The following is a 24,204-nucleotide window of genomic DNA, read 5'->3' as shown; positions in this document are numbered from 1 at the left end:
CCCTCCGAGGAGGGGGCCTTCCTGATGAAGCGATGCGTCAGACGAGCGCGTTCACGTCCAGCGGGATGCCGGGGCCGAACGTGGTCGACACGGCGCCCTTCTGGATGTAGCGGCCCTTCGAGCTCGACGGCTTCAGACGCACGATCTCTTCGAGCGCGGCCTTCAGGTTCTCGTCGAGCTGCTCGGCCGAGAACGACGCCTTGCCGACGACGAAGTGCACGTTGGCGTGCTTGTCGACGCGGAACTCGATCTTGCCGCCCTTGATCTCCTCCACAGCCTTGGCCGGGTTGGGGGTCACGGTGCCGGTCTTCGGGTTCGGCATGAGGCCTCGGGGACCGAGCACCTTGCCGAGACGTCCGACCTGACCCATGAGCTCAGGGGTCGAGACGGCGGCGTCGAACGACGTCCAGCCGCCGGCGACCTTCTCGATGAGCTCGGCGCCGCCGACCTCATCGGCGCCCGCGGCGATCGCGGCCTCGGCCGCGGGGCCGGTGGCGAACACGATGACGCGGGCGGTCTTGCCGGTGCCGTGCGGGAGGATGACGGTGCCACGCACCATCTGGTCCGCCTTGCGCGGGTCGACCGCGAGCTTCAGCGCGACCTCGACGGTCGAGTCGAACTTCGCCGAGCCGGTCTCCTTCGCGAGGGTCACGGCCTCGGTGGGCGTGTAGAACTTGTCAGCCGCGATCTTGGCGGCGGCGGCCTGGTAGGCCTTGGACTTGGTAGCCATTGTCGTTATCCCCCTCAGTCCTCGACCGTGATGCCCATGGAGCGGGCGGTGCCGGCGATGATCAGCGAGGCAGCCTCGATGTCGTTCGCGTTCAGGTCGGGCATCTTCGTCTCGGCGATCTGGCGCACCTGGTCCTTGGTGATCTTGGCCACCTTGGTCGTGTGCGGGGTCGGCGAGCCCTTGGCGACGCCTGCGGCCTTCTTGATGAGCTCGGCGGCCGGCGGGGTCTTCAGGACGAAGGTGAAGCTGCGGTCCTCGTAGACGGTGATCTCCACGGGGATGACGTTGCCGCGCTGCGACTCGGTCGCGGCGTTGTACGCCTTGCAGAACTCCATGATGTTGACGCCATGCTGACCGAGCGCGGGGCCGATCGGCGGCGCCGGGTTGGCTGCACCGGCGTTGATCTGAAGCTTGATCAGGCCGGTCACCTTCTTCTTCGGTGCCATTCGTGTTTCCTTTCATCGAGCGGATGCTGCCGCATCCGTCTCTCCCGCACGTCCGGCATCTCCGGACAGCGGTTCTCCTCCCGGCGGGAGGAAGTCCTATTGCTTGGTGACCTGGTCGAACGACAGCTCGACGGGGGTCTCGCGCTCGAAGAGCGAGACGAGCACGGTGAGCTTGCCGCTCTCGGGCTTGATCTCGCTGATCGAACCGGGAAGACCCGCGAACGAGCCCTCCTTGATCGTGATGGTCTCGCCGATCTCGAAGTCGACCTCGGTGACCACCGAGCGCGCCTGCGTGGCAGAGCCCTTGGCGGCGCCGCCCTTCGCGGTGGCGACCTCCTTGACCTCGACGAGCGACTTCAGCATGTTGAAGGCCTCTTCGAAGCGCAGCGGGGTCGGGTTGTGCGCGTTGCCCACGAACCCGGTGACGCCGGGCGTGTGACGCACGACCGACCAGGTGTCTTCGTTGAGCTCCATGCGCACCAGCACGTAGCCGGGGATGCGCACGCGCGTGACCATCTTGCGCTGGCCGTTCTTGATCTCGACGACGTCCTCCATCGGGACCTCGATCTGGTAGATCTCCTCTTCGACCTCGAGCGTGGATTTGCGCTGCTCGATATTGGCCTTCACCTTGCGCTCGAAGCCCGCGTAGGAGTGGATGACGTACCACTTGCCCGGGAGCATCCGCAGCTCGGTGCGGAAGGCCTCGTAGGGGTCTTCGTCTTCGTCGGCGGCCTCGTCGTCGGCAGCCTCGTCCTCGTCGGCGCCGAGCTCGGGGCCGACGTAGGGCGTCACCTGGTCGGCGGCGTCGGCGGCGGCATCCGCTGCCTCTTCCGCGTACGAGTCGTTGAGCACCTCGGCGGCGGCCTCGACCTCAGCGGCCTCGTCGATCTCGAGTGCGTCGTTCACGATGGCGTCTGCCTCCGGGTCGTCGATGTCGATGTCTTCGTCGTCGGACTCGTCGTCCTCGCCCTCGATGTGCAGCGCGGCGTGCTCGGCGGCGTCACTGGCGCGCACCTCTTCGGCCAGGACGTTGCCCTCCTGGGCCTCGTCGTCTTCGCTGGACAGCTCGGCCGCGGTCGCCCAGTCGGCGTCGTCGACATATCTTTCAGACACGTGGTTTGTTCTCTTCCGTTGCGGCGGATGCGGTGACCCGCCCGGTCAGGATGCTCAGGCGGGGATGCCGAAGACGATGGTCGTGACCCAGACGAACAGTGCGTCCAGACCGTAGACCAGCGCCATCATCACGACGACGAATCCGAGGACGACCGCCGTGTACTTGCCCAGCTCCTGCCGCGTCGGAGTGACGACCTTGCGGAGTTCGGCGAAGACCTGACGGATGAACAGGGCGATGCGCGCGAAGAAGTTCGGCTTCTTCTCACGGGGTGCCGCGGAGGCCGCGACCACCTCGCCCTTCGACTCGTCCTGGACCATCAACCCACCTGACTGGTTTTTCGTTGGATCAGCTTGCGCTGACGCGCAGGGCGGACAGGAATCGAACCTGCAACCTGCGGTTTTGGAGACCGCTGCTCTGCCAATTGAGCTACCGCCCTAAGGGGCCGGATGGCCCCCGCGAAGCCCGCACTCTTGCACCATCGGATTCGTGAGGAATACCGCCCGGAGGCCGGGCATGGCAAAAGAATGCAGATTTCGACTGCACTCCCCAGTGTACGGCATGCCTCGGGCAGCCGCGAACCGGGGCAGCGCTCAGTACTGCTGGATCCCGTACCGATCCGGCTCCACTCCTCGGCGGAATGCACGCCCCGACAGCGACGTCGGGGTGATGCGCACGTAGTTGTACTTCAGCGTCGGAATCCACGGAGTGAGGGCGAGTCCGTCTGCGCGCTCGACCTCGGCCGCCGACTCGAGGCGCGACGCATGCCCGCGCACCACGACGCTCCACGCATCGGCGTCGGAGTGGTCGTCGACTTCGAACAGCACCTCGTCGTTGATGCTCAGCTCGAACAGCTTGCTGCCCTCACCGGTGCGGAAGAGCACCGTCCGGTCGTCGACGACGTAGTTGACCGGAAAGATGTCGAGCACGTCGCCGACATGGGTGACGAGCCTGCCGAGCTGCTGACGTCCCAGCAGCTCCCAGCATCCGTCGTCGTCCAGCATCGCCACCGGACCCTGGTCCGCGCCGGTCGTCTCGCTCTCGCTCATACATCCATCCTGCCCCTTCCGGCGCCGTGCCGCTCGGGCCTTTCGTCCCGCCCGCTCGCCTCAGCCGCCCGCGACCAGGATCTCGACTCCTGCGGCGGCCAATTGGTCGGCGACGCCGTGACGAACGGTGGTGATCACTCCGGCCACTGCGGCAAGGGGCAGGACCTCGAAGCGGGACGCCGCGCCGATCTTCTCCTCGCTGGCCAGTACGTAGGTCTCGGCTGCTCGGGAGGCGAGGGTGCGCTTCATCGCCGCCTCGTCGGCGTCGCCGGTGGTCAACCCTGCGGTCGGATGCACGCCGGTGACGCCCACGAAGAACAGGTCCGCCGTGATGCGGCCCGCCGCTTCGGCGGCCGCCGCCCCGCATGTCACTGCGGAGTGCTTGAACAGCTGACCCCCGATGAGGAACACGTCGGCATCGTGTTCGAGCAGAGCCGCAGCGATCGTGGGGCTGTGCGTGACGATCGTGCAGCGAAGCGTCCGCGGAAGCGCGGCGACCATCGCGAGCGTGGTCGTCCCGCCGTCGAGGATCACCGTGGACCCCTCTCCGATGAGCGTGACCGCCGCGGCCGCGACGAGCCGCTTGCTGTCGGTGGCCACTGCGGCGCGACTCGCGTAATCGACGACGGCCGGCGACGCCGGCAGCGCGCCGCCGTACACGCGCACCGCCAGGCCCGCCGCATCGAGCTCGCGCAGATCACGGCGGATGCTGTCTTCGGACAGCCCCAGCTCGGCGGCGACCTCCTTCGCGACGACGCGACGGTCACGGCGCAGCCTCTCCAGCAGCAGATCCTTTCGCGCAGCCGCCAGCATTCTCATTCCTTCCGGTTTTTGCACGTTTGTACACGTTTGGGTCTAGGGTAGCGCATATGACTGCTTCCCTCATGATCCTCATCGCCGGCCCCTACGCCTCCGGGACGGACGGCGATGCCCAGAAGATGGCCGACAACCTGAAGCGCCTCGAAGAGGCGGCGTGGCCGATCTTCCAAGCCGGACATGTGCCGATGATCGGCGAATGGGTCGCGCTGCCTGTGCTGTCCAGCGCCGGGGCCAGCGGGCCCGGCGACCCTCTGGCCGCGGAGGTGATGTATCCCACGGCCGAACGCCTGCTGCAGCACTGCGACGCCGTCCTGCGTCTGCCCGGCGAGTCGCGCGGGGCCGATCAGGACGTCGCGATCGCCCTGTCCCGCGGCATCCCGGTGTACAACTCGCTCGCAGAGATCCCTCGCGCCGCCTGACCGAGGGGCGCGAGGGATCTCGGGGCGACTACGCGCCGACGCGGATGAGCTTCTTGTTCACGAACTCGTCGGCCGCGAGCAGCCCCATCTCGCGCCCGGTGCCGCTGCGCTTGACGCCGCCGAAAGGCAGCTCGGGCGAGTCGGCGAGCACGAGGTTGACGTAGACCATGCCGGCCTCGATGCGGTCTGCCACACGCTCGGCCTGTGCGGCGTCGGTCGTGAACAGGTACGAGCCCAGACCGAAGTCGGTGCCGTTGGCCACCTCGAGCGCCTCGTCCTCGTCGGCGACGCGGTAGACGACGCCCACCGGGCCGAAGAACTCCTCTTTGTAGGCGTCCATGTCGGCCGTGACGCCGGTGAGCACCGTGCCCGGATAGAAGGCGCCGTCGCGCTTTCCGCCGGTCACGAGGGTCGCACCCTGCGCGACGGCGCGATCGACCTGCTCCTGCAGGCGCTCTGCCGCGAGCTCCGACGAGAGCGGGCCGAGCACCGTCCCCTCGGCGAAGGGGTCGCCGACGGTGGCGGCGGCCATCGCGGAGGTGAACTTGTCGAGGAACTCGTCGTAGAGGCCGTCGACGACGATGAACCGTTTGGCCGCGTTGCACGACTGGCCGGTGTTGTCCAGGCGCGCGTCGACGGCGGCCTGCACGGTGGCGTCGAGGTCGGAGGTCGACAGCAGGATGAACGGGTCGGAGCCGCCGAGCTCGAGCACGACCTTCTTCAGCGCCCGGCCGGCCGCCTCGGCGACGGCGGAGCCCGCGCGCTCGGAGCCGGTGACCGAGACGCCCTGCACGCGGCGATCCGCGATGACCTCGGCGGCCTGCTCGTTGGTCAGGCGCACGTCGGTGTAGACGCCCGCCGGGAAGCCCGCGTCGGTGTAGATGGCCTCGAGCGCCGCCGACGACTCCGGGCACTGGCCCGCGTGCTTGAGCAGGATCGTGTTGCCCAGGGCGATGTTCGGGGCGGCGAAGCGGGCCACCTGGTAGTACGGGAAGTTCCACGGCATGATGCCCAGGAGCACCCCGAGGGGTGACCGGCGGATGACCGCGGTGCCGTCGCCGAGGATGTCGACCGGAGTGTCGCCCGTGATCTTGTCGACGTTGTCGGCGTAGAACTCGGTGATGTCGGCGGCGAAGTCGACCTCGCCCAGCGCCGCCTCGATCGGCTTGCCCATCTCGCGCACGATGATCGCGGCGAGCTCCTCGCGGCGCTCGCGGTGCAGCTCGGCGACGCGACGCAGCAGTGCGGCGCGGTCGGCCGGCGTGGAGGTGCGCGACCAGCCGCGGTACGCCTGGTCGGCGGCGGCGACGGCCGCCTCCACCTCGGCGTCGGTGGCCGTCGGGTACGTCGCCAGGGTCTCGCCCGTTGCGGGGTTGACGACCGCGTAGTGGCTCATGATGCTCCGTTCCTCCCGCTCACTGAGCGGGGATCAGCGTGTACTTCGTGGACAGGTATTCGTTGATGCCTTCGAGGCCGCCCTCGCGGCCGACGCCGGACTGCTTGACGCCGCCGAAGGGTGCGGCGGCGTTGGAGACGACTCCGACGTTGAGTCCCATCATCCCGGTTTCCAGGCGCTCGATCATGCGGTGCCCCCGCGCGAGGTTCTCGGTGAAGACGTACGAGACGAGCCCGTACTCGGTGTCGTTGGCCAGCCGCACCGCCTCGTCCTCGTCGGAGAAGGTCGAGATCGCCAGCACAGGGCCGAAGATCTCCTCGCGGAGGATCGCGCTGCCCGGTGCGACGTCGGCGACGACCGTCGGCTCGTAGAACGACCCCGCGCCCTCGATCGCGCGGCCTCCGGCCAGCAGGCGGGCGCCGCGGGCCACGGCGTCGTCGACGAGCTCGGTGGCCTTGGCGACCGCGCGGTCGTCGATGAGGGGGCCGATCTGCACACCCTCCTCCGTGCCTCGACCGAGCGGCATCCGCTCGACCCGCTCCGTCACGCGGCGGGCGAACTCGTCGGCGACCGATTCGTGCACGATGAAGCGATTGGCCGCTGTGCAGGCCTGGCCGATGTTGCGGAACTTCGCGAGCATGGCGCCGTCGACCGCCCTGTCGAGATCGGCATCGTCGAACACGACGAACGGCGCGTTGCCGCCGAGCTCCATCGAGACCCGCAGCACGCCCTCGGCCGCCTGTGCGATGAGCTTGCGGCCGACCGGCGTCGAGCCCGTGAACGAGAGCTTGCGCAGCCGCGGGTCGGCGATGATCGGCGCCGAGACGGCGCCGGAGGTCGAGGTCGTGACGACGTTGACGACGCCGGCGGGAAGCCCCGCCTCGACCAGCAGCTGCGTGAACAGCAGCGTCGTCAGGGGCGTGAGCTCCGGCGGCTTGATGACGACGGTGCAGCCGGCGGCGAGCGCCGGCGCGATCTTGCGGGTCGCCATCGCGAACGGGAAGTTCCACGGCGTGATGAAGAACGAGGGGCCGACGGGTCGCTGCGAGACGACCATGTGCCCGGTGCCCTCGGGGTTGAGGCCGTAGCGGCCCGAGATGCGCACGGCCTCCTCGCTGAACCAGCGCAGGAACTCGCCGCCGTAGGCGACCTCCCCGCGGGCCTCGGCCAGGGGCTTGCCCATCTCGAGGGTCATCAGCAGCGCGAGGTCCTCCTTGCGCTGCTGCACGAGGTCGAACGCGCGCCGCAGGATCTCGCTGCGGGCCCGCGGTGCGGTGGCCGCCCACGCGTCCTGCGCGGCGACGGCCGCGTCGAGCGCCCTGACGCCGTCTTCTGGTGAGGCGTCGGCGATCGAGGCGATGACCTCGCCGGTCGCGGGATCGTGCACGTCCAGCGTGCGGGCGCCTTCGGCATCCACCCACTCCCCGTCGATGAACAGCCGGCGCGGGATGCTCTCCAGCAGGGTCTTCTCGTCGGCTGCGGTCACCGGCGTGCTCCGTTTCCGGCGCGCAGTGCGCGCCTCATGCTCTCGGGGGCGTCTGTGGTCAGGGTCTCGCCGCGGAAGAAGGCGGGTCGGCGGATGCGCTGCCAGATCATCACGACGACGCCGGCGAGGATGATGGCGACCCCGAGGATGAAGACGAGCCCGACGCCGCCGATGTTCGAGCCGCTGCCGTAGGCAGGGTCGGCGCTGTCGACGAGGGTGATGACGAACAGGATCGCGAGGATCACTCCGCCCACGATCGGGAAGAGGAAGGCGAAGAAGAACATCCGCACCGAGTCGAACCACTGCCGGCGGAAGTACCAGACGCAGGCGAAGGCGGTCAGCCCGTAGTAGAAGCAGATCATCATGCCGAGGGCCGTGATGGTGTCCCACAGCACGTTCTCGCTCGCGAAGCGCATGACGGCGTAGAACACCGAGGCGACGACGGCGGAGACGATCGTGGCGTACCCGGGCGTGAAGAACCTCGGGTTGACGCGCGCGAACGACGACGGCAGCGCGCCGTAGTGTCCCATCGCGAGGAGCGTGCGGGCAGGACCGACCGCCGTCGACTGCAGCGAGGCGGCAGAGCTGGTGAGCACCGCTAGCGACACGAGGAAGGCGAGGGGTCCGAGGATCGGCCCCGACAGGTAGAAGAACACGTTGCCCTGGATGTCGGGGTTGCCCAGGCCCAGCTCACCCTCGCCGACGCCGGCGAACGACAGCAGCGACATCGACAGCAGCAGGTAGAGGCCCGCCACGATGATCACCGTGATGGTGGCGGCACGACCAGGCGTCTTCTCCGGGTGCTTGGTCTCCTCGTTCATCGTGAGCACGACGTCCCAGCCCCAGAAGATGAAGATCGACAGCGACAGGCCCGCCACCACCGCGCCGAAGTCGCCGACGGCGAACGGGTTGAACCAGCTGAGCTCGACGGGGCTCGCGTCGTAGGCGGTGCCGTTGGCGACATGCACGAACGCCACGACGGTGAACAGCACGAGCACCAGCACCTGGAAGCCCACCAGCACGTACTGCAGCTTCTGCGTGGTCTGCAGGTCGCGGTACGAGATGAACGTGGCGCCCAGCATGAACAGCAGGCACACCGCGACGTTGATGAACGGGTTGAAGGCGAGTTCGGCGATCCAGCCGGGGCTGCCGGCGAGCTGGTCGATGAGCAGGAACAGGAACTCCACCGCGATGCCGGCGAGGTTCGAGAGCACGATGACGGTGGCGGCGACCAGGCCCCACCCGGCCATCCAGCCGATCCAGGGTCCGAAGGCGCGGGTGGCCCACGTGAACGACGTGCCCGAATCGGGCATGCGGGTGTTGAGCTCGCGGTAGCCGAAGGCCACCAGCAGCATCGGCAGGAACCCGACGATGATGATCGCCGGCACCTGGAAGCCGACCTCCGAGACGGTGGGGCCGAGCGAGGCGGTGAGGGTGTAGGCGGGGGCGATCGTCGAGATGCCGATGACGACGGCGCCCACGACGCCGACCGTTCCCGCGCTCAGGCCCTTCTTGGTGATGCCCCCGGTCTCGGCGGTCTGCTGCGAGGTGCTCATGAGCGCGCCCCCTTCTGCTCGGCGCGGGTGCGCGGAACGACGACCACGGGAACGGGGACCTCGTGCATCATCTTGGCGGCGGTCGATCCGAGGAACAGGCGCCGCGGCTGGGCGAGCCGGCTCGAGCCGACCATGAGCAGCTCGCCGGGCTGCCAGTCCAGGTGCGCGACGGCGTCTTCGATGCTCTCGCCGTCGGCGACGACGACGTCGGTCTCGATGCCGTCGGGCATCGCGGTCTCGGCCGCCGCGAGCACCTCTCCGGCATGCGTGCTGCCGGCGATGCGGATCGCGGCGGTGTCTGCGGTGGCGGGCAGGTCGACCGTCAGCAGCGACAGCAGGCGGATCGGCACGTGCGCCGCGAGTGCGAGCCGGGCGGCATCGTCGATGAGGGCGTCGGCGCCTGGACGCGAGCCGATCGCGACCGTGAGGCGGGTCAGACCGGTCTCGGCGGCGATCTTGCGCGCCCCACGGGGCACGAGCACGACGGGGACGTCGGAGGAGTGCACGAGCTCGCTGGTCGTCGTGCCGAGGCGGTGCCCGCCGCGCGAGGCGCCGTCTGCCGCACCGACGACGATCGAACCGGCGCCGAGTTCGTGGGCCAGATCGATGAGCCCCTCGGCGAACGACTCCGCCGTGCGGATGTGCGAGTACGCCGTGACGTCGGCGGGGATGCGGTCGATCGCGGCCGTGATCCAGCGCTGGGCCTGCTCCCGCAGCATCCGGTCGTACGACGCGTCCGGCGGGGTGATGACGCTGCGCGCCGCCGGCAGCACGATCGCGACGTCGAGCGGAGCACCGACGGCGGCGGCCATGCGGGCGGCGAAGGCGACGGCATCGCGCCCCGTCTTGGTCGCGGTGTAGCCCACGACGATGCGGCCGGTCACGAGCGGGCCTCTGCGACGATGTTGCCCGCGACCAGGCGACCCATGCGGATCGCACCGTCGACGTGCTGGTAGCCGGCGCCCGCCATGTCGCTGCAGGCGAAGTGGATCGGGCCGACGGGAGTGCGCAGGTCGGCGCCGTAGCGGCTGAGCCCGCCGAGGTCGAAGCTCGCGGCGTAGGCGCCCCTGGTCCATTCCTCGGCGCCCCAGTCGCTCTCGAAGTACACGAGCGGGCTCTTGGCCTCGTCGCCGAAGTAGTGCGAGAGCGACTCGAGGATGCGCTCCTTGCGCTCCGCGGCGGAGACCCGGAACAGGTCGTCGGCGTTGCGGTCGGAGACGAAGCCGACGAGCGTGCCGCGCTCATCGCCGTGGTTGGTGTTGTCGTAGGCCTCGTGCGAGATCTCGTACGGGCTGAAGGCCGTGCCCGACAGCCCCTGCTCGCGCCAGAACGGCCGGTCGTAGACGGCGTGCACCTTGATCACGAAGCCCATCGAGATGTGCTGGTGCAGCTGCTGCTTGAGCCGAGGCAGCGGTGGCACGAACTCGATCCAGGGGTAGAGCACGGGCGCGTGGGCCAGGATCGCGAAGCGCGCATGCACCGTGAGCCCGGCATCCGTGACGACGGTCACGCCCCCTTCGGCACCCCAGTGCACCTCGGTGACCGGCTGCTCGAGCAGCACGTCGTCGCCCAGGCGCTCGGCCAGCAGCAGCGGAACCTGCTGGAGGCCGCCGACCACGCGCGCGTCGAGGATGTAGTCGGCGTCGACCAGGTGCGAGAAGCTGCCGGCGCTCGCGGCCATCAGCAGCGCCTGCAGAGCCGAGAACGCGTAGGCGGGCTTGGTGAGCATGGCCCCCGCGATGAACAGGGCGATGTTGTCGCGCGCCTCCTGGTCGTCGGTCTCCTGCTCGAGCCACGCCTCGAACGAGATGCGGTCGAGCTCTTCGGCGTCGGGGTGCTCCCATGGCCTATCGGGGTCGATCTCGGCGACCATCGCGTCGAGCTTGTCGATGAGGCGCACGAGCTCGGCCTCGGTCTCGGGCCCCACGGGGAAGATCTCGCCGGTGAACCGGGTCAGCGCTCCGTCGGGGCCGACGTAGACGCTCTCGCCTTCGCGGTAGCGGGGGTAGGTCTCCAGCCCCAGCTCCTCGATGGTCTCCAGCAGCGCCTCCTGGTCGGGCGAGACCCACTGGCCGCCGATCTCGAGCATGGCGCCGTCGATCTCGTCGGTCCACAGCCGCCCGCCGACGCGGTCGCGCGCCTCGAGCACGAGCACCGAGAGCCCGGCCTTCTTCAGCTGGCTCGCCGCCGTGAGGCCGGCGGCGCCGGCGCCCACGATGACGACATCGCAGTTCTTCTCGTTCATGACAACCCCTTCGTTGCGAGCGAGTGCTCGGGTCAGGATGCGGCCAGCGCCGCAGCCACGACGTCCAGGCCCTCGGCGAGCAGCTCGTCGGTGATCGACAGCGGCGGGAGGAAGCGGATGACGTTCCCGTAGGTGCCGCAGGTGAGGACGATCACGCCCTCGGCGATGCATGCCTTCGCGATCGCGGCGGTCAGCGCAGCATCCGGCTCGTTCGTCTCGGGGTCCACGAACTCGGCCGCGATCATGCCGCCGTGGCCGCGGATGTCGCCGATGCGCGCGTCGCCGGCCTGCAGCTCGGAGAGGCGGGCCTTCAGCAGCGTCTCGATCTCGAGCGCGCGGCCCGCGAGCCCCTCGGTCTCGAACACCTCGATGGAGGCCAGCGCCGCGGCGCAGGCCACGGGGTTGCCGCCGTAGGTGCCGCCGAGGCCTCCCGCGTGCGAGGCGTCCATGATCTCGGCGCGGCCGGTGACCGCCGCCAGCGGCAGGCCGCCGGCGATGCCCTTGGCGGTCGTGATGAGGTCGGGCACGATGCCGAACAGCTCGCTGGCGAACATGCGGCCGGTGCGTGCGAAACCGGTCTGGATCTCGTCGGCGATGAAGACGACGCCGTTGGCGCGGCACCACTCGACGAGGGCGGGGAGGAAGCCGTCGGCGGGCACGATGAAACCGCCCTCGCCCTGGATCGGCTCGATGATGACGGCGGCGAGGTTCTCGGCGCCGACCTGCTTCTCGATGACCGAGATGGCCTTCTTGGCGGCCTCTGCGCCCGTCAGCCCGTCGCGGAACGGGTACGACAGCGGTGCGCGGTAGACCTCGGCGGCGAACGGGCCGAACCCGCTCTTGTAGGGCATCGACTTGGCGGTCAGGGCCATCGTGAGGTTCGTGCGGCCGTGGTAGCCGTGGTCGAAGGCGACGACGGCGGGCTTGCCGGTGAACTTGCGGGCGATCTTGACCGCGTTCTCGACCGCTTCTGCGCCCGAGTTGAACAGCGCGCTCTTCTTGGCGTGGTCGCCCGGGGTGACGCGGTTGAGCGCCTCGGCGACGGCGACGTACGACTCGTAGGGCGAGACCATGAAACACGTGTGGGTGAACTGGGCGACCTGGGCCTGCACAGCCTCGACGACCTTGGGGTGGGCGTTGCCCACCGTCGTCACGGCGATGCCGGAGCCCAGGTCGATGAGCGAGTTGCCGTCGGCGTCGACGACCACGCCACCGCCGGCAGCGACGGCGTGGACGGGAGCGGTGTGACCGACGCCGGCCGCGACCGCGGCGGCCTTGCGCGCCAGCAGCTCCTGCGACCGAGGACCGGGGATCGAGGTGACGAGGCGGCGCTCCTGCGGGAGGGTGGGGCCGCCCAGGGGCGCGGTGGAGATCGTCGTGGTCATGGGGCGACTGTACGGTCCGAGACGGCGCGCCGACACTGGACGCGATGTACATTCTTCTCGACGTGATGTGCACGCCGTACAAGAAGGACACGAATGGATGCTGTCGCCGAGACCCCCACGCTGCGCTCGCTGCTGCGCCGCACCGACCTCTCGCTGACCCTCGCCGGTGACGAGAGGGCGCTGGAGGCCGGCGCTCTCGACCGCCCGATCCGCTGGGTGCACAGCACCGACCTGGCCGACCCCACGCCGTTCCTGGCCGAGGGCATGGCACTGCTGACGACGGGGCGGCAGTTCCTCGAGGGCGGCGAGGGAGCCGCCTTCGCGAGCGACTATGTGCAGCGGCTCGTGCGGCGAGGCCTCGTCGCACTCGGCTTCGGCACCGAGGTCGTGCGCGACGGCATCCCGCCCGCGCTCATCGCGGCATGCGCGGCCCAGCGCCTGCCGCTGTTCGAAGTGCCCTACCGCACGCCCTTCATCGCGGTGGCGCGCGCCAACGCCGAGGCCATCGCCGCGAGGGCCTATGCCCGACGCACCTGGTCGCTGGCCGCGCAGCGCGCGATCTCGCTGGCTGCCCTGCGCCCCGACGGCCTCGGAGCCACGGTTGCGGAGCTGGCCAGACAGCTCGACACGTGGGTCGGACTCTACGACGCGTCGGGCGCGCTGAGCCGCGAGCATCCGCGTCGCGCGCGAGGTGCGGCCGGCGCCGGTCTGCACGAGCAGGTCGCGGCGGTCCTGCGCCGCGGCGCACTCGCGGCGACGAGCCTGCGGGTCGGCGACGACGTCTTCACCGTGCAGACGCTCGGCCGCGGTGGGCACCTCCGCGGCGCTCTCGCGGTGCGCTCGGGAGAGCTCGACCAGGAGGCCCGTGGGGTCTTCAACGCCGTCGCCGCCATGACCGGCCTCGCCCTCGAGCAGAACGAAGGCATCCGCCGCGAGCGGGGACTCGTGCGGGCGGCCGTGCTGTCGTCACTGCTGACCGACGACGCCGGCCTCGCGCGCGGCATCGCGCACGACCTCTGGGGCGCCCTGCCGCCCGAGCCCCTGGTCGTCGCCGTCGCAGACACCCAGACCGACGCCACCGCCGAGTGGCTCGAGGCGCGGTCCGTCGACCTCGGCGGCGCGCTTTTCTTCGGGCGCGACGGCGCGTCGACGGTGATCGCCGTGCCGGCCTCCGAGACGGCGGTGCTCGACGAGTTCGCCGCAGCCTTCGACCTGCAGCTCGGCGCGTCGGCGCCCGTCGAGTACTCCGGCTTCTCGACCGGGCGCGCCCAAGCGATCACCGCGCAGCACCGCGGCGGCGGCCAGGTCGCGCATTTCGGCAGCCTCGCCGGCTCGAGCGTGCTGACGGCGCTGGACACCGAGGCGGCGCGCGCGCTTGCGACGGCGTTCCTCGCACCGCTGCGGGCACACGACGCCGCGCACGGCAGCGCCCTGATCACGACCGTGCGCACCTGGCTGGCCGAGGACGCCCGCATCGACGCGGCAGCCGACGCCCTCGGGATGCACCGCCACACGGTGCGCGCACGGCTCGCGCAGGCCGAGGCGCTGCTGGAGGTCGACCTCTCGTCGTTCCCGGTGCGGGCCGAGCTCTGGGCCGCGCTCGTCGCGGCGAAGGTGTAATACCTTCCACCTGTTCAGTTTTTGCGGTACAGTGTCGGAACCGCCGCGCGCTCCTGCCGCGCGGATCGAGGCGAAGGCGCTGCAGAAGCGGCGACACCAATGGAGGCGTCAGACCGATGAACCGCTCGACATCCACGACCACCCGGTGGCTGAGTGCCACCGCCCTGCTCGGAATCGGAGCTCTGGCACTGGCCGGCTGCGGCCGCAGCGACTCCCCCGCCGAACCGGCCGCATCCGCCGGAGCGGCGATCGACGACAGCCCCGCCGAGGGCACGATCGACATCTGGGCGATGGGCAACGAAGGCGAAGTGCTCGACGAACTGGCCGCACAGTTCGAGGAGCAGAATCCCGACGCGACCGTGAACGTGACCGCCGTCCCCTGGGACGGCGCCCACGACCGCATCGCGACGGCGATCGCCGGCGGCCAGACGCCCGACGTGACGATGCTGGGCACGACCTGGGTCGGCGAGTTCGCCTCGACGGGAGCCTTCGAGCCGACCCCGGAGGGTGTCGTCGACCCCTCGGCGTTCTTCGAGGGATCGCAGGGGACCACCGAGGTCGACGGGGTCTCGTACGGCGTGCCGTGGTACGTCGACACCCGGGTGCTGTACTACCGCACCGATATGGCCGAGAAGGCCGGACTCGAGGCGCCGGAGACATGGGACGATCTCACCGCGTTCGCCCAGGCCATGGTCGACGAGGGCGCCGGCTCGGGGCTTTCGCTCCCCCCTGGCGGCCTCGACTCGTCGCTCTACCTGCTCCCCTTCGTGTGGCAGGCCGGCGGCGATGTGCTCACCGACGACGGCAGCGACTTCGCGTTCGACACGGATGCGTGGAAGACGGCGCTGGAGTACTACAACAGCTTCTTCACCGACGGGCTCAGCGAGAACGTGCGGCTGGAGACCGGCGAGATCGAGCAGAAGTTCATCGACGGCGACGTCGCCGCGTTCTACTCCGGCCCCTTCCACGTGAGCCTGCTCAAGGAGCAGGGCGGCGCCGACTTCGAAGACGACTTCGCCGTGGCGATGGTGCCAGGCGACCAGAGCCGCACGAGCTTCACGGGCGGCGGCAACCTCGCCGTGTTCGACGACGCCGACAATCGCGACGCCGCGTGGAAGTTCGTGCGCTGGCTGAGCCAGCCCGAGACGCAGGTGCAGTGGTACGGCATCTCGACCGATCTGCCCAGCGTGCAGTCGGCCTTCGACGACCCGGTGTTCGCCGACGACCCGTACACGAGCGTGTTCGGCGAGCAGCTGGCCGACGCCAAGGCTCCCCCGGCGATCCCCACGTGGGCGCAGATTTCGGCGGTCATCGACCAGGAGATCGAGCAGGTGACCCGCGGCGACAAGAGCGTCGACGACGCCCTGGCCAGCATCCAGCAGCAGGCCGAGGCCATCGGCACCGGCAGCTGACCCGACATGGCCATCGCAACGGCGCCGGCCGTCACCGTCGCCCCGCCGCCCCGGCCCGGGCGGCGGCGGCGACGCATGACCTTCACGGCGTGGGGCTTCGCCGCCCCGTTCGTCGCCCTCTTCGCGGTGTTCCTGGCGGGCCCCATCGTGGCGAGCCTGTTCATGAGCTTCACGGACATGACCACGCGCGACCTGCGCAGCCCGCTGAACGTGAACATCGTCGGGTTCGCCAACTACATCGCGCTCTTCCAGGATCCGCGGTTCCTCCGGAGCCTCGGCAACACGGCGTACTTCGTGCTCGTGGGCGTGCCCGTCACGATGGCCCTCGCACTGCTGGTGGCGCTCGCCCTCGACAAGGGCATCCGGCGACTGCGCACCGTCTTCCGCGTCGGCTACTACGCGCCGGTCGTCACGAGCATCGTCGCGATCGCCATCGTGTGGCGGTTCATCCTGCAGCCGGACGGACTGCTCAACGGCTTTCTCGGGATGCTGGGAATCCAGGGCCCCGATTGGCTGCAGTCGACGACCTGGGCGATGCCGGCGCTGATCATGATGGCCGTCTGGCGCAACATCGGCACGCTCATGGTGATCTTCCTCGCGGGTCTGCAGGGCGTGCCCCGCGAACAGCACGAGGCGGCCATGGTCGACGGCGCGAACGTGTTCCAGCGTTTTCGCAACGTGACGCTTCCCGCCCTCCGCCCGACGATGCTGTTCGCCGCCGTCATCACCGGCATCGGCTTCCTGCAGTTCTTCGAGGAGCCGTTCGTCATGACCCAGGGCGGGCCGCTGGATGCGACCCTCTCGACCGCGATGTACACCTACGACCAGTTCGGCTTCGGCAACTACGCGTTCGCGTCGGCCTCGAGCTACGTGCTGTTCCTGGCGATCGTGCTGCTGTCGCTGATCCAGTTCCGCCTGCTCGGACGGAGGGACTGACATGGTGCGCACCCGCCCCCGCTGGTGGCTCTATGTGCTGCTGACGCTCGGTCTCGTGGCCATGATCATGCCGTTCGTCTGGATGATCCTGGGCTCGTTCAAGACCACCGCCGAGATCCGCCAGTACCCCACCGAGTTCCTCCCGCGCGACGCGACGCTCGACAACTACACGCAGCTGTTCGGCCGGCTCGATTTCGCGACCTACTTCACCAACAGCGTCGTCGTCGCCGTGTGCGTGACGGCGGGCAACATCGTCTTCTCGTCGATGGTCGGCTATGCCCTCGCCAAACTCGACTTCGCCGGCAAGCGGCTGCTCTTCGGACTGGTGCTGGTGACCCTCATGGTGCCGGGCGTGGTGACCTTCGTGCCGCTGTTCGTGCTGACCGCGAACCTGGGGCTCGTCAACACCTACCCCGGACTGATCCTGCCGTTCCTGATCACCCCGCTCGGGGTCTTCCTCATGCGGCAGTTCATGCTGAGCCTGCCCGACGACATCATCGAGGCCGCCCGCATCGACGGGGCGAATGAGTGGCGCATCTTCCTGCGCGTCATCATGCCGCTGTGCGGCCCGGCCGTCGCGACCCTCACGATCCTCACGTTCCTGGGCAGCTGGAACAACTTCCTCTGGCCCCTCGTGGTGGCCACCACCGAGGACAAGTACACCCTGCCGGTCGCGCTCGCCCTGTATTCGGTCGGCCAGAACGCCGCACAGTACGGGCTCATGATGGCGGGAGCCGTCGTCGTGGTCGTGCCGGTGCTCGTCGTCTTCGTCGCCCTGCAGCGCTTCTTCGTGCAGGGCATCGCCCTCACCGGCATCAAGTGAAAGGAACCGCATGACCTTCCCCGACGGCTTTCTGTGGGGCGCGTCCACGGCGGCGCACCAGATCGAGGGCGGCAACGTCAATTCGGACTGGTGGCAGCGCGAGTGGGGGCACCTGCCGGGTCCGCCCGTGGCCGAGCCCTCTGGCGACGCCGCCGACGGCTACCACCGCTACCCCGAAGACATGGCGCTGCTCGCGCAGGCGGGCCTGAACTCGTACCGGTTCAGCATCGAGTGGGCGCGCATCGAGCCCGAGCGGGGGTTCTTCTCGCGCGCCGCGCTCGACCACTATCGGCGCATGGTCGACACCGCCCGCGAGCGCGACCTGACCCCGATGGTGACGCTGCACCACTTCACCCATCCGGTGTGGGTCGCCCGCGCGGGCGCGTGGCTCGACGACGGCATCGTCGACCAGTTCGCCCGCTACGTCGAGGCGGCCCTGCCCGTGCTCGACGGCGTCGACCTCGTGTGCACGATCAACGAGCCGAACATGGTCTCGGTGCTCGCAGACCCCGAGGTGGGCTTCCCTTCCATCGGGCTGCCCCCTGGCGTGCCCGCCGTCACCGACCGCCTCGTGGCCGCACATCGTCGAGCCGTCGAGGTGCTGCGCGGCGCCGGGCACCGGGCGGGCTGGTCGGTCGCGACCCAGGCGTATCAGCCGGAGCCGGGCGCAGAGGCTGTCGCCGCCGACTACGGCCGATCGCGTGAAGACGTCTTCCTCGACGCCGCCGCGGGCGACGACTGGGTCGGCGTGCAGGCCTACACCCGCACCAGGATCGGCCTCGACGGGCCCCTTCCCATCCCCGACGGCGTCGAACGAACCCTCACCGGGTGGGAGTTCTTCCCTCCCGCCGTCGGCGACGGCATCCGCAATGCCTGGCGGCGCGCGGGCGTGCCGGTCTACGTGACCGAGAACGGCATCGCCACCGCCGACGACGACCGCCGTATCGTCTACACGACGGGGGCCCTCGAGGCCGTCCAGGACTGCCTGCGTGAGGGGGTCGACGTGCGCGGCTACCTGCACTGGAGCGCCCTCGACAACTACGAGTGGGGCTCCTACCGTCCGACCTTCGGGCTCATCGGGTGGGACCGAGATACGTTCCAGCGCCGGCCCAAGCCGAGCCTGGGCTGGCTGGGCGCGGTCGCGAAGGCGAACGCGCTGCCGTGAGCGTCAGGGGCGCAGGTAGCCCCGCACGAACTCCGCGAACAGCGCGTTCATGTCGACGTCGTCGTCGAGCAGCCACTGCAGCTGGATGCCGTCCATGACGGCGCTGATCAGGCGAGCCGCGAGCGCGGGGTCGAGGTCGGCGCGCACCTCGCCGTCGCGCTGGCCGGCGGCCAGCAGCTCGGTCGCCCCCGCCGCACTGGCGCGATAGCGCTCGGCGAACTCCTCATGCGACGGATGCTGCGGGTCGGTCGCCTCGGCGGAGACCATCGCGTAGAGCGAGGTGAGGCCGCGCGTCTGCTGGTTGTGGGCGACCACCTTGGCCGCCTGCTCGACGACCGTGTGCGCGGCGGGATCCCCCGCCGCCTGCCGCACCTTCTCGTCGCGCTGGCGCAGCACCTCGGCGAACAGCTCCTCCTTGCTGGAGAAATGGTGCAGCACTCCGGCAGGGGTCAGATCGACGCGTTTGGCGATCTCGCGGATCGATCCGGCGGTCAGCCCGCTGCGGGCGAACACGAGCAGCGCCTCGTCGACGATGCGCTGGCGTCGAGCCTGCCCCTTCGCGTAGCTGCCGCGCTTGGCGCGGGTGGCACGCGCCGGCGCGGCCGCCCCGTCGCCGGGGGCGGCCGCATCCGTCAGGTCTTCGTCAGCGCTCACCGGTCTCCTTCTTCGCCGATCCCCAGTCTGCACTGAAGACCAGCTCACGGATCGCCGGGGCCAGGCGCGTCCGCGCGGCCCGGTCGACGAAGTAGTCCTTGAGCGTGTCGCCGGTCAGCTCGTTGCCGATGGCGGCCATGATCATCGACTGGTCGAGCGAGAGGTAGCGCTCGGCGATCGTGCCGCTGTGCACGGCGACGGAATCGTAGAACCCGCCGGGGCCGTAGGCTCCGAGGTCGTTCTCGATGCCTCGCAGGTTCTTCAGCGCTCCCGCGCGGTCGTAGGGCAGCGCGAGGAAGCTCGCGTGCGGCGTGACGACGCCGTCGCCGAAGGTCGGATCGGGGTTCGTTCCCATCGTGCACCCTGGACGGTCGATGTCGACGTCGGTCTTCTCCACGTCGGAGGCGTAGCCGTCGGAGCGCATGCCGGCCAGGTCGACGCCGTATTCGGAGTAGCCGCCGAACGGGTTGCTGGCGGGCGAGAAGCCCCAGTACCCGTAGCCCGCGTCGGCGCCGTGCGCCTCTTGCACGGCGACCGTGATCGAGTGATTGAGCGCCCACGAGCGGTGGCCCCACTGCGCCTCCGGCACGAGCAGGTCGGGCATGAGCGCCTCGAACATGCTGCCGCCCCAGCTCGGCACGAAGCTCATGCCGTCGTAGGAATAGACCCCCTCCCACACGTCGTAGCCGTGATAGCTGCGCGTCGTGCCGGTGGGGAGCTGCTCCTGCCACGCCCAGTCGCACCCGGGCGGCATGGTGCGGTGCGTGCCGGCGAGCGCCGTCGACGGGATCTGCCCGTTGATGATGCCGAGGTAGGTCGCGATGCGGCTCTCACTGACGGTCGTGTCGTAGTGGTGGCAGGTGTAGAAGGCCGTCTCGCCCGACCCGTTGTACATGGGCGCGGCCACCGAGCACCCGGCGGGCTCGGCGTCCCAGAATCCGCCGCGGTTGGTGCCCGCCTCGAGCCCGGCCGCGCCCGCCGGGTCGAAGAAGGCACCGAAGTCCATCGAGTCGTAGAGACGGTCGGCCTGGCGCGCCAACCGCGGCTCGGCCTCGGCGACGATGCGCAGCGCCGCGGCCAGCCACCCGTTGTCGACCGTCGACAGGAACGGCTCGACCGGGTCTCCCGATTCGGGCCACGTCGTGAGCTTCTCTCCCGTGGCCGGGTCGTACCAGTTGTAGAACATGCCGCTGGCCTCGTTGCGCTCCAGCCGTTCGAGCGTCGTCAGCGTCGTGCGCAGTCGCTCCCGCGCGTCGCGGCGGTCGATGATCCCGAGATCGCGCGCCGTGACCGTCGACCACAGGTAGCCGCCGATGTTGGTGGGCGACGTGTAGGCACCGGGGTCGGTGAGGTCGCCCTCGATGTTGTCGGCGGCCAGGCCGGTGTCGGGATCGGTCATCGCGTCGAGCGACGCCCAGGTGTCTTCTGCATACCTCTCCAGCGTCTCGCGGGTGGAGCCGCCGCCGTGGTCGCCTCTGCCGGTGGCCACGGCATCCGCCGCCGCCGGCATTGCGGTCGCGATCAGCCCGGCCGTCGCCGCGGCCGCGATCAGGGCACGTGTGGATCGTCTCATCGTCGCTCTCCTCATCGAAAGCGCCCGCGGGAAGCGTCAGCGCTTCCCTAAAACCATACACGCGGCAGGTTTTTGCACAACCCCCTCGCTCACCGCGGCGCGTGGGCCTCGAGGAACTCGTAGAGATCGGTGGTGTCGACGCCGGGGAACGAGCCGGTCGGCAGGGTCGCCAGCAGGGTCCGCGGCGTGCGAACATTTGGCCACGAGTTCTCGCGCCATGCCGATTCGAGCTCGGCGGGTGCGCGCCGGCAGCACACCTCGACCGAATGCTTCGACACTCCGCGATTGGTCGTGTCGCGCCCGAGGAACCACTTGGTGTCGTCGAAACGCACGCCCACCGAGACCGAGTGCGCCCCCTCGCTGGAGTTCTCGACCCTGGCCGTGCACCAGTACGTGCCGTTGCCGGTGTCGGTGTACTGGTAGTAGGGGTTGAAGTGGTCGTCGACGTCGAAGACGACCCGCGAGGTCCACTTGCGGCAGCACATCTGCCCCTCGATCGCGCCGAGGCGGTCGGTGGGGAAGTTGACGTCGTCGTTCTCGTAGGCCTTGGTGATCGTGCCGGACTCGTGCACCTTGAGGAAGTGCACGGGGATGCCCAGGTGCACCGTCGCGAGGTTCGTGAACCGGTGCGCGGCCGTCTCGTACGAGACCGAGTAGCCGTCGCGGAGGTCTTCGATCGAGATGGCTCGATCGGCCTTGGCGTCTTCGAGGAACGGCACCGCGTGCGCCTCGGGGATCAGCAGCGCACCCGTGAGGTAGTTCGTCTCGACGCGCTGGCGCAGGAACTCGTCGTAGCTCGTGGGCTCGCGGTGCCCGAGGATGCGGCTCGACAGCGCCTGCAGCACGGCGGTGCGCGGATCACCCTTGGAGGTCAGGCGGCTGGACAGGTAGAGCCGGCCGTTCTTGATGTCGGCGACACTGCGGGTGGTCTGCGGCAGATCGGGCACGTAGTGCAGCGTGAAGCCCAGATGGGCGGCGATATCGGATGCTGTGCGCTGCGTGAGCGGACCGCCGGGGTGGTCGACGGCATCCAGGATGCGCCGCGCCTGCACCTCGAGCTCGGGGAAGTAGTTGTTCTGCGTGCGCATGAGACGGCGGAGAGCCACGTTGGCGCGCCGCGCCTCTTCGGGGGTCGCCGCCCGCTCGTCGCGCAGCCGCTCGATCTCGCCCTGGAGCGCCAGCATCGCGCGGAGGGCGTCATCGGGGATCGCCTTGCCGATGCGGAAGGGTGCGATGCCGAGTGCCGAGAAGGTCTGGCCCTTCATGGCCCGCTCGAGCGAGATCTCGAGCGTCGCCCGCTCGTCGAGGGGTTCAGACTCCAGCAGCGCATCGAGGGTCGTGCCGAGGGTTCTCGCGATCGCGCGCAGCAGCGTCAGCTTGGGCTCGCGCTTGCCCGTCTCGATCATCGAGAGCTGGCTGGGGGCCCGATCGACGGCCTCCGCGAGCTCGTCGAGCGTCATGCCGCGACTCGTGCGCAGCTGCCGGATGCGGCGGCCGATGGTCAGCGCGTCGGCCTCCGCCTCGCCCTCGTCGACCGCGTCTTCGATGATCGTCATGTCGGAGAGTGTGTCACACGAGCAGAAGAACGGCAAAACTTCACAGCGTGATTGGTCGGCTCGGGTTCCGAACTTCACGCAGAGTGGTCACACGGACCTCCCCGCACCACCACCACACAGGAAGGCAGGGCCATGACACCTCCCGCCACGGGCATCGCGCCCACCCGCATGATCGAGATCACCGGGCCCCTCCGCGACCGCTACGACGAGATCCTCACGACCGAGGCGCTCGCCTTCCTCGCCGAGCTGCACCACCGCTTCGCGGCGCGCCGCCACGATCGCCTCGCCGACCGCATGCGTCGCCGCTTCGAGATCGGCAACGGCCACGACCCGCAGTTCCGCGACGACACGCGTCACATCCGCGAGGATGAGGGCTGGCGGGTCGCCGGCGCCGGCCCCGGGCTGGAGGACCGCCGCGTCGAGATCACCGGACCGACCGACCAGAAGATGACGATCAACGCGCTCAACTCGGGCGCCAAGGTGTGGCTGGCCGACCAGGAGGACGCCACGAGCCCGACCTGGAGCAACGTCATCGAAGGCCAGCTGAGCCTGCGCGACGCGATCCGCGGCGAGCTGTCGTACACGAGCCCCGAGGGCAAGCGCTACGAGGTGACCGCCACCGAGACCCCGACGATCGTGATGCGCCCCCGCGGCTGGCACCTCGTCGAGAAGCACATCCGCTACACCGACCGCACCGGCCGGGCGCTCGACGCCTCGGGCTCGCTCGTCGACTTCGGTCTGTACTTCTTCCACAACGCGCAGCAGCTCATCGCGGGCGGCCGCGGCCCCTACTTCTACATCGCCAAGCTCGAGTCGAGCGAAGAGGCGAAGCTGTGGGACGACGTGTTCACCTTCAGCGAGGAGTACATCGGCATCCCCCACGGCACGATCCGCGCGACCGTGCTGATCGAGACGCTGCCGGCGGCGTTCGAGATGGAGGAGATCCTGTTCGAGCTGCGCGACCACATCGCGGGCCTGAACGCCGGCCGCTGGGACTACATCTTCTCGATGATCAAGAACTACCGCGGCCGAGGGGCCCGCTTCGTCCTGCCCGACCGCAGCCAGGTCACCATGACGGTGCCGTTCATGCGCGCCTACACCGAACTGCTGGTCAAGACCTGCCACAAGCGGGGGGCCTTCGCGATCGGCGGCATGAGCGCGTTCATCCCGAACCGCCGCGACCCCGAGGTGACCGAGCGCGCGTTCGAGAAGGTCGCCGCCGACAAGAAGCGCGAGGCCGGCGACGGCTTCGACGGCACGTGGGTCGCCCACCCCGACCTCATCCCGGTCGCGCGGGCGGAGTTCGACGCAGTGCTGGGCGAGCGGCCCAACCAGGTCGACCGCCAGCGGCCGGAGGTCTCGGTGCGCGCGGAGGATCTGCTCGATGTGCACATCGGCCTGCCGATCACGGCGGAGGGCGTGCACGGCAACGTGTCGGTCGCGATCCGCTACATCGAGGCGTGGCTGCGGGGCCTGGGCGCCGTCGCGATCGACAACCTCATGGAAGACGCCGCCACCGCCGAGATCAGCCGCAGCCAGGTGTGGCAGTGGATCCACCAGGACCGCTCCACCGACGACGGCACGCAGATCACCCTCGGCTACATCGAGGGCCTGATCGAGCGCGTGCTCGGCGAGGTCGAGCGCCGAGACGGCGACCGATTCGACGACGCCGCGGAGCTCTTCCGCGAGGTCTCGCTCGGCCAGGAGTTCCCGATGTTCTTGACGGTGCCCGCCTACGCGAAGTTCCTCGTCGAGAGCGAGTGACACTCCCCCGGCCATCGGACCGCACGACACACCGACGCCAGACCCCTTTGACGCCAGAC

At 69.6% G+C, this 24,204-nt stretch carries 22 protein-coding genes and 1 tRNA gene; 7 read left to right on the top strand and 16 right to left on the bottom strand.

Annotated features, from left to right (window positions below):
- Nucleotides 1-37: 37 nt before the first annotated feature.
- The 7 genes from rplA to OAW74_RS12710 all read right to left on the bottom strand — a co-directional run bounded on the left by rplA (nt 38) and on the right by OAW74_RS12710 (nt 4,149).
- Nucleotides 38-730 carry a 50S ribosomal protein L1 gene (gene rplA, locus OAW74_RS12740; protein WP_262874753.1) on the bottom strand — a complete coding sequence of 231 codons (693 nt, stop codon included), beginning with the start codon at nt 728-730 and terminating at the stop codon, nt 38-40.
- 14 nt (nt 731-744) lie between these two features.
- Nucleotides 745-1,176, bottom strand: coding sequence for a 50S ribosomal protein L11 (gene rplK, locus OAW74_RS12735; RefSeq protein ID WP_262874752.1), 432 nt, complete (start codon nt 1,174-1,176; stop codon nt 745-747).
- Between the two features lie 96 nt (nt 1,177-1,272).
- Entirely contained in the window at nt 1,273-2,289 is a 1,017-nt protein-coding gene (nusG, locus tag OAW74_RS12730; RefSeq protein WP_262874751.1) for a transcription termination/antitermination protein NusG, read from the bottom strand.
- Between the two features lie 54 nt (nt 2,290-2,343).
- Entirely contained in the window at nt 2,344-2,607 is a 264-nt protein-coding gene (gene secE / locus OAW74_RS12725; RefSeq protein ID WP_262874750.1) for a preprotein translocase subunit SecE, read from the bottom strand.
- A 46-nt stretch (nt 2,608-2,653) separates the two neighbouring features.
- Nucleotides 2,654-2,726: transfer RNA gene (locus tag OAW74_RS12720), tRNA-Trp, on the bottom strand.
- Nucleotides 2,727-2,880: 154 nt separating this feature from the next.
- Complete coding sequence (locus tag OAW74_RS12715; protein ID WP_262874749.1) at nt 2,881-3,336, bottom strand: pyridoxamine 5'-phosphate oxidase family protein; 456 nt, start codon at nt 3,334-3,336, stop codon at nt 2,881-2,883.
- A gap of 60 nt (nt 3,337-3,396) precedes the next feature.
- The gene (locus tag OAW74_RS12710) at nt 3,397-4,149 is read right to left on the bottom strand and encodes a DeoR/GlpR family DNA-binding transcription regulator (RefSeq protein ID WP_262874748.1); all 753 of its coding nucleotides are present in this window, start codon (nt 4,147-4,149) and stop codon (nt 3,397-3,399) included.
- A 56-nt stretch (nt 4,150-4,205) separates the two neighbouring features.
- Here OAW74_RS12710 and OAW74_RS12705 point away from each other — a divergent pair, with 56 nt between their 5' ends.
- A complete protein-coding gene (locus tag OAW74_RS12705; protein WP_262874747.1) occupies nt 4,206-4,574 on the top strand; it encodes a DUF4406 domain-containing protein in 369 nt (122 codons plus the stop codon).
- A gap of 28 nt (nt 4,575-4,602) precedes the next feature.
- On the opposite strand, the gene OAW74_RS12700 is transcribed toward OAW74_RS12705, so the two are convergent.
- The 6 genes from OAW74_RS12700 to gabT are packed head-to-tail and all read right to left on the bottom strand — an operon-like array spanning nt 4,603 to nt 12,642.
- Nucleotides 4,603-5,970, bottom strand: coding sequence for an NAD-dependent succinate-semialdehyde dehydrogenase (locus tag OAW74_RS12700; protein WP_262874746.1), 1,368 nt, complete (start codon nt 5,968-5,970; stop codon nt 4,603-4,605).
- Between the two features lie 19 nt (nt 5,971-5,989).
- The gene (locus OAW74_RS12695; RefSeq protein WP_262874745.1) at nt 5,990-7,456 is read right to left on the bottom strand and encodes an NAD-dependent succinate-semialdehyde dehydrogenase; all 1,467 of its coding nucleotides are present in this window, start codon (nt 7,454-7,456) and stop codon (nt 5,990-5,992) included.
- Nucleotides 7,453-9,012, bottom strand: coding sequence for an APC family permease (locus OAW74_RS12690; RefSeq protein ID WP_262874744.1), 1,560 nt, complete (start codon nt 9,010-9,012; stop codon nt 7,453-7,455). The genes OAW74_RS12695 and OAW74_RS12690 overlap by 4 nt, the downstream gene beginning before the upstream one ends.
- Nucleotides 9,009-9,896 carry a universal stress protein gene (locus OAW74_RS12685; RefSeq protein WP_262874743.1) on the bottom strand — a complete coding sequence of 296 codons (888 nt, stop codon included), beginning with the start codon at nt 9,894-9,896 and terminating at the stop codon, nt 9,009-9,011. The genes OAW74_RS12690 and OAW74_RS12685 overlap by 4 nt, the downstream gene beginning before the upstream one ends.
- Nucleotides 9,893-11,257, bottom strand: a complete 1,365-nt coding sequence (locus tag OAW74_RS12680; RefSeq protein WP_262874742.1) for a flavin monoamine oxidase family protein — start codon at nt 11,255-11,257, stop codon at nt 9,893-9,895. Before OAW74_RS12680 ends, OAW74_RS12685 begins: the two co-directional genes overlap by 4 nt.
- A gap of 32 nt (nt 11,258-11,289) precedes the next feature.
- Nucleotides 11,290-12,642 carry a 4-aminobutyrate--2-oxoglutarate transaminase gene (gene gabT / locus OAW74_RS12675; RefSeq protein WP_262874741.1) on the bottom strand — a complete coding sequence of 451 codons (1,353 nt, stop codon included), beginning with the start codon at nt 12,640-12,642 and terminating at the stop codon, nt 11,290-11,292.
- Between the two features lie 93 nt (nt 12,643-12,735).
- Between gabT and OAW74_RS12670 the strand changes: the two genes are divergently transcribed.
- The 5 genes from OAW74_RS12670 (at nt 12,736) to OAW74_RS12650 (ending at nt 18,598) form a co-directional block, all read left to right on the top strand.
- A complete protein-coding gene (locus tag OAW74_RS12670) occupies nt 12,736-14,262 on the top strand; it encodes a PucR family transcriptional regulator (RefSeq protein WP_262874740.1) in 1,527 nt (508 codons plus the stop codon).
- Nucleotides 14,263-14,378: 116 nt separating this feature from the next.
- On the top strand, nt 14,379-15,674 hold the full coding sequence (locus tag OAW74_RS12665) for a sugar ABC transporter substrate-binding protein (protein WP_262874739.1): 1,296 nt from the start codon (nt 14,379-14,381) through the stop codon (nt 15,672-15,674).
- Nucleotides 15,675-15,680: 6 nt separating this feature from the next.
- Nucleotides 15,681-16,610, top strand: coding sequence for a carbohydrate ABC transporter permease (locus OAW74_RS12660; RefSeq protein ID WP_262874738.1), 930 nt, complete (start codon nt 15,681-15,683; stop codon nt 16,608-16,610).
- 1 nt (nt 16,611) lies between these two features.
- On the top strand, nt 16,612-17,433 hold the full coding sequence (locus tag OAW74_RS12655; protein ID WP_262874737.1) for a carbohydrate ABC transporter permease: 822 nt from the start codon (nt 16,612-16,614) through the stop codon (nt 17,431-17,433).
- A 10-nt stretch (nt 17,434-17,443) separates the two neighbouring features.
- On the top strand, nt 17,444-18,598 hold the full coding sequence (locus tag OAW74_RS12650) for a glycoside hydrolase family 1 protein (RefSeq protein WP_262874736.1): 1,155 nt from the start codon (nt 17,444-17,446) through the stop codon (nt 18,596-18,598).
- A gap of 3 nt (nt 18,599-18,601) precedes the next feature.
- Here OAW74_RS12650 and OAW74_RS12645 read toward each other — a convergent pair whose 3' ends face one another.
- From OAW74_RS12645 to OAW74_RS12635, 3 genes are all read right to left on the bottom strand, one after another.
- A complete protein-coding gene (locus tag OAW74_RS12645; protein ID WP_262874735.1) occupies nt 18,602-19,252 on the bottom strand; it encodes a TetR/AcrR family transcriptional regulator in 651 nt (216 codons plus the stop codon).
- Nucleotides 19,242-20,825 (bottom strand): glucoamylase family protein, encoded by a 1,584-nt coding sequence (locus OAW74_RS12640; protein ID WP_262874734.1) that lies wholly within the window; start codon nt 20,823-20,825, stop codon nt 19,242-19,244. Before OAW74_RS12640 ends, OAW74_RS12645 begins: the two co-directional genes overlap by 11 nt.
- Nucleotides 20,826-20,914: 89 nt before the next feature.
- Nucleotides 20,915-22,381 carry an XRE family transcriptional regulator gene (locus tag OAW74_RS12635; protein WP_262874733.1) on the bottom strand — a complete coding sequence of 489 codons (1,467 nt, stop codon included), beginning with the start codon at nt 22,379-22,381 and terminating at the stop codon, nt 20,915-20,917.
- A 132-nt stretch (nt 22,382-22,513) separates the two neighbouring features.
- Here OAW74_RS12635 and aceB point away from each other — a divergent pair, with 132 nt between their 5' ends.
- Nucleotides 22,514-24,145, top strand: a complete 1,632-nt coding sequence (aceB, locus tag OAW74_RS12630; protein WP_262874732.1) for a malate synthase A — start codon at nt 22,514-22,516, stop codon at nt 24,143-24,145.
- The last annotated feature ends 59 nt before the right edge of the window (nt 24,146-24,204 follow it).

Origin of the sequence: Microbacterium fluvii (genome assembly GCF_025515205.1) — a bacterium.
Lineage (GTDB): Bacteria > Actinomycetota > Actinomycetes > Actinomycetales > Microbacteriaceae > Microbacterium > Microbacterium fluvii.
The sequence above is the reverse complement of the archived record's forward strand: the minus strand, read 5'-3'. Positions and strand labels throughout refer to the sequence as shown.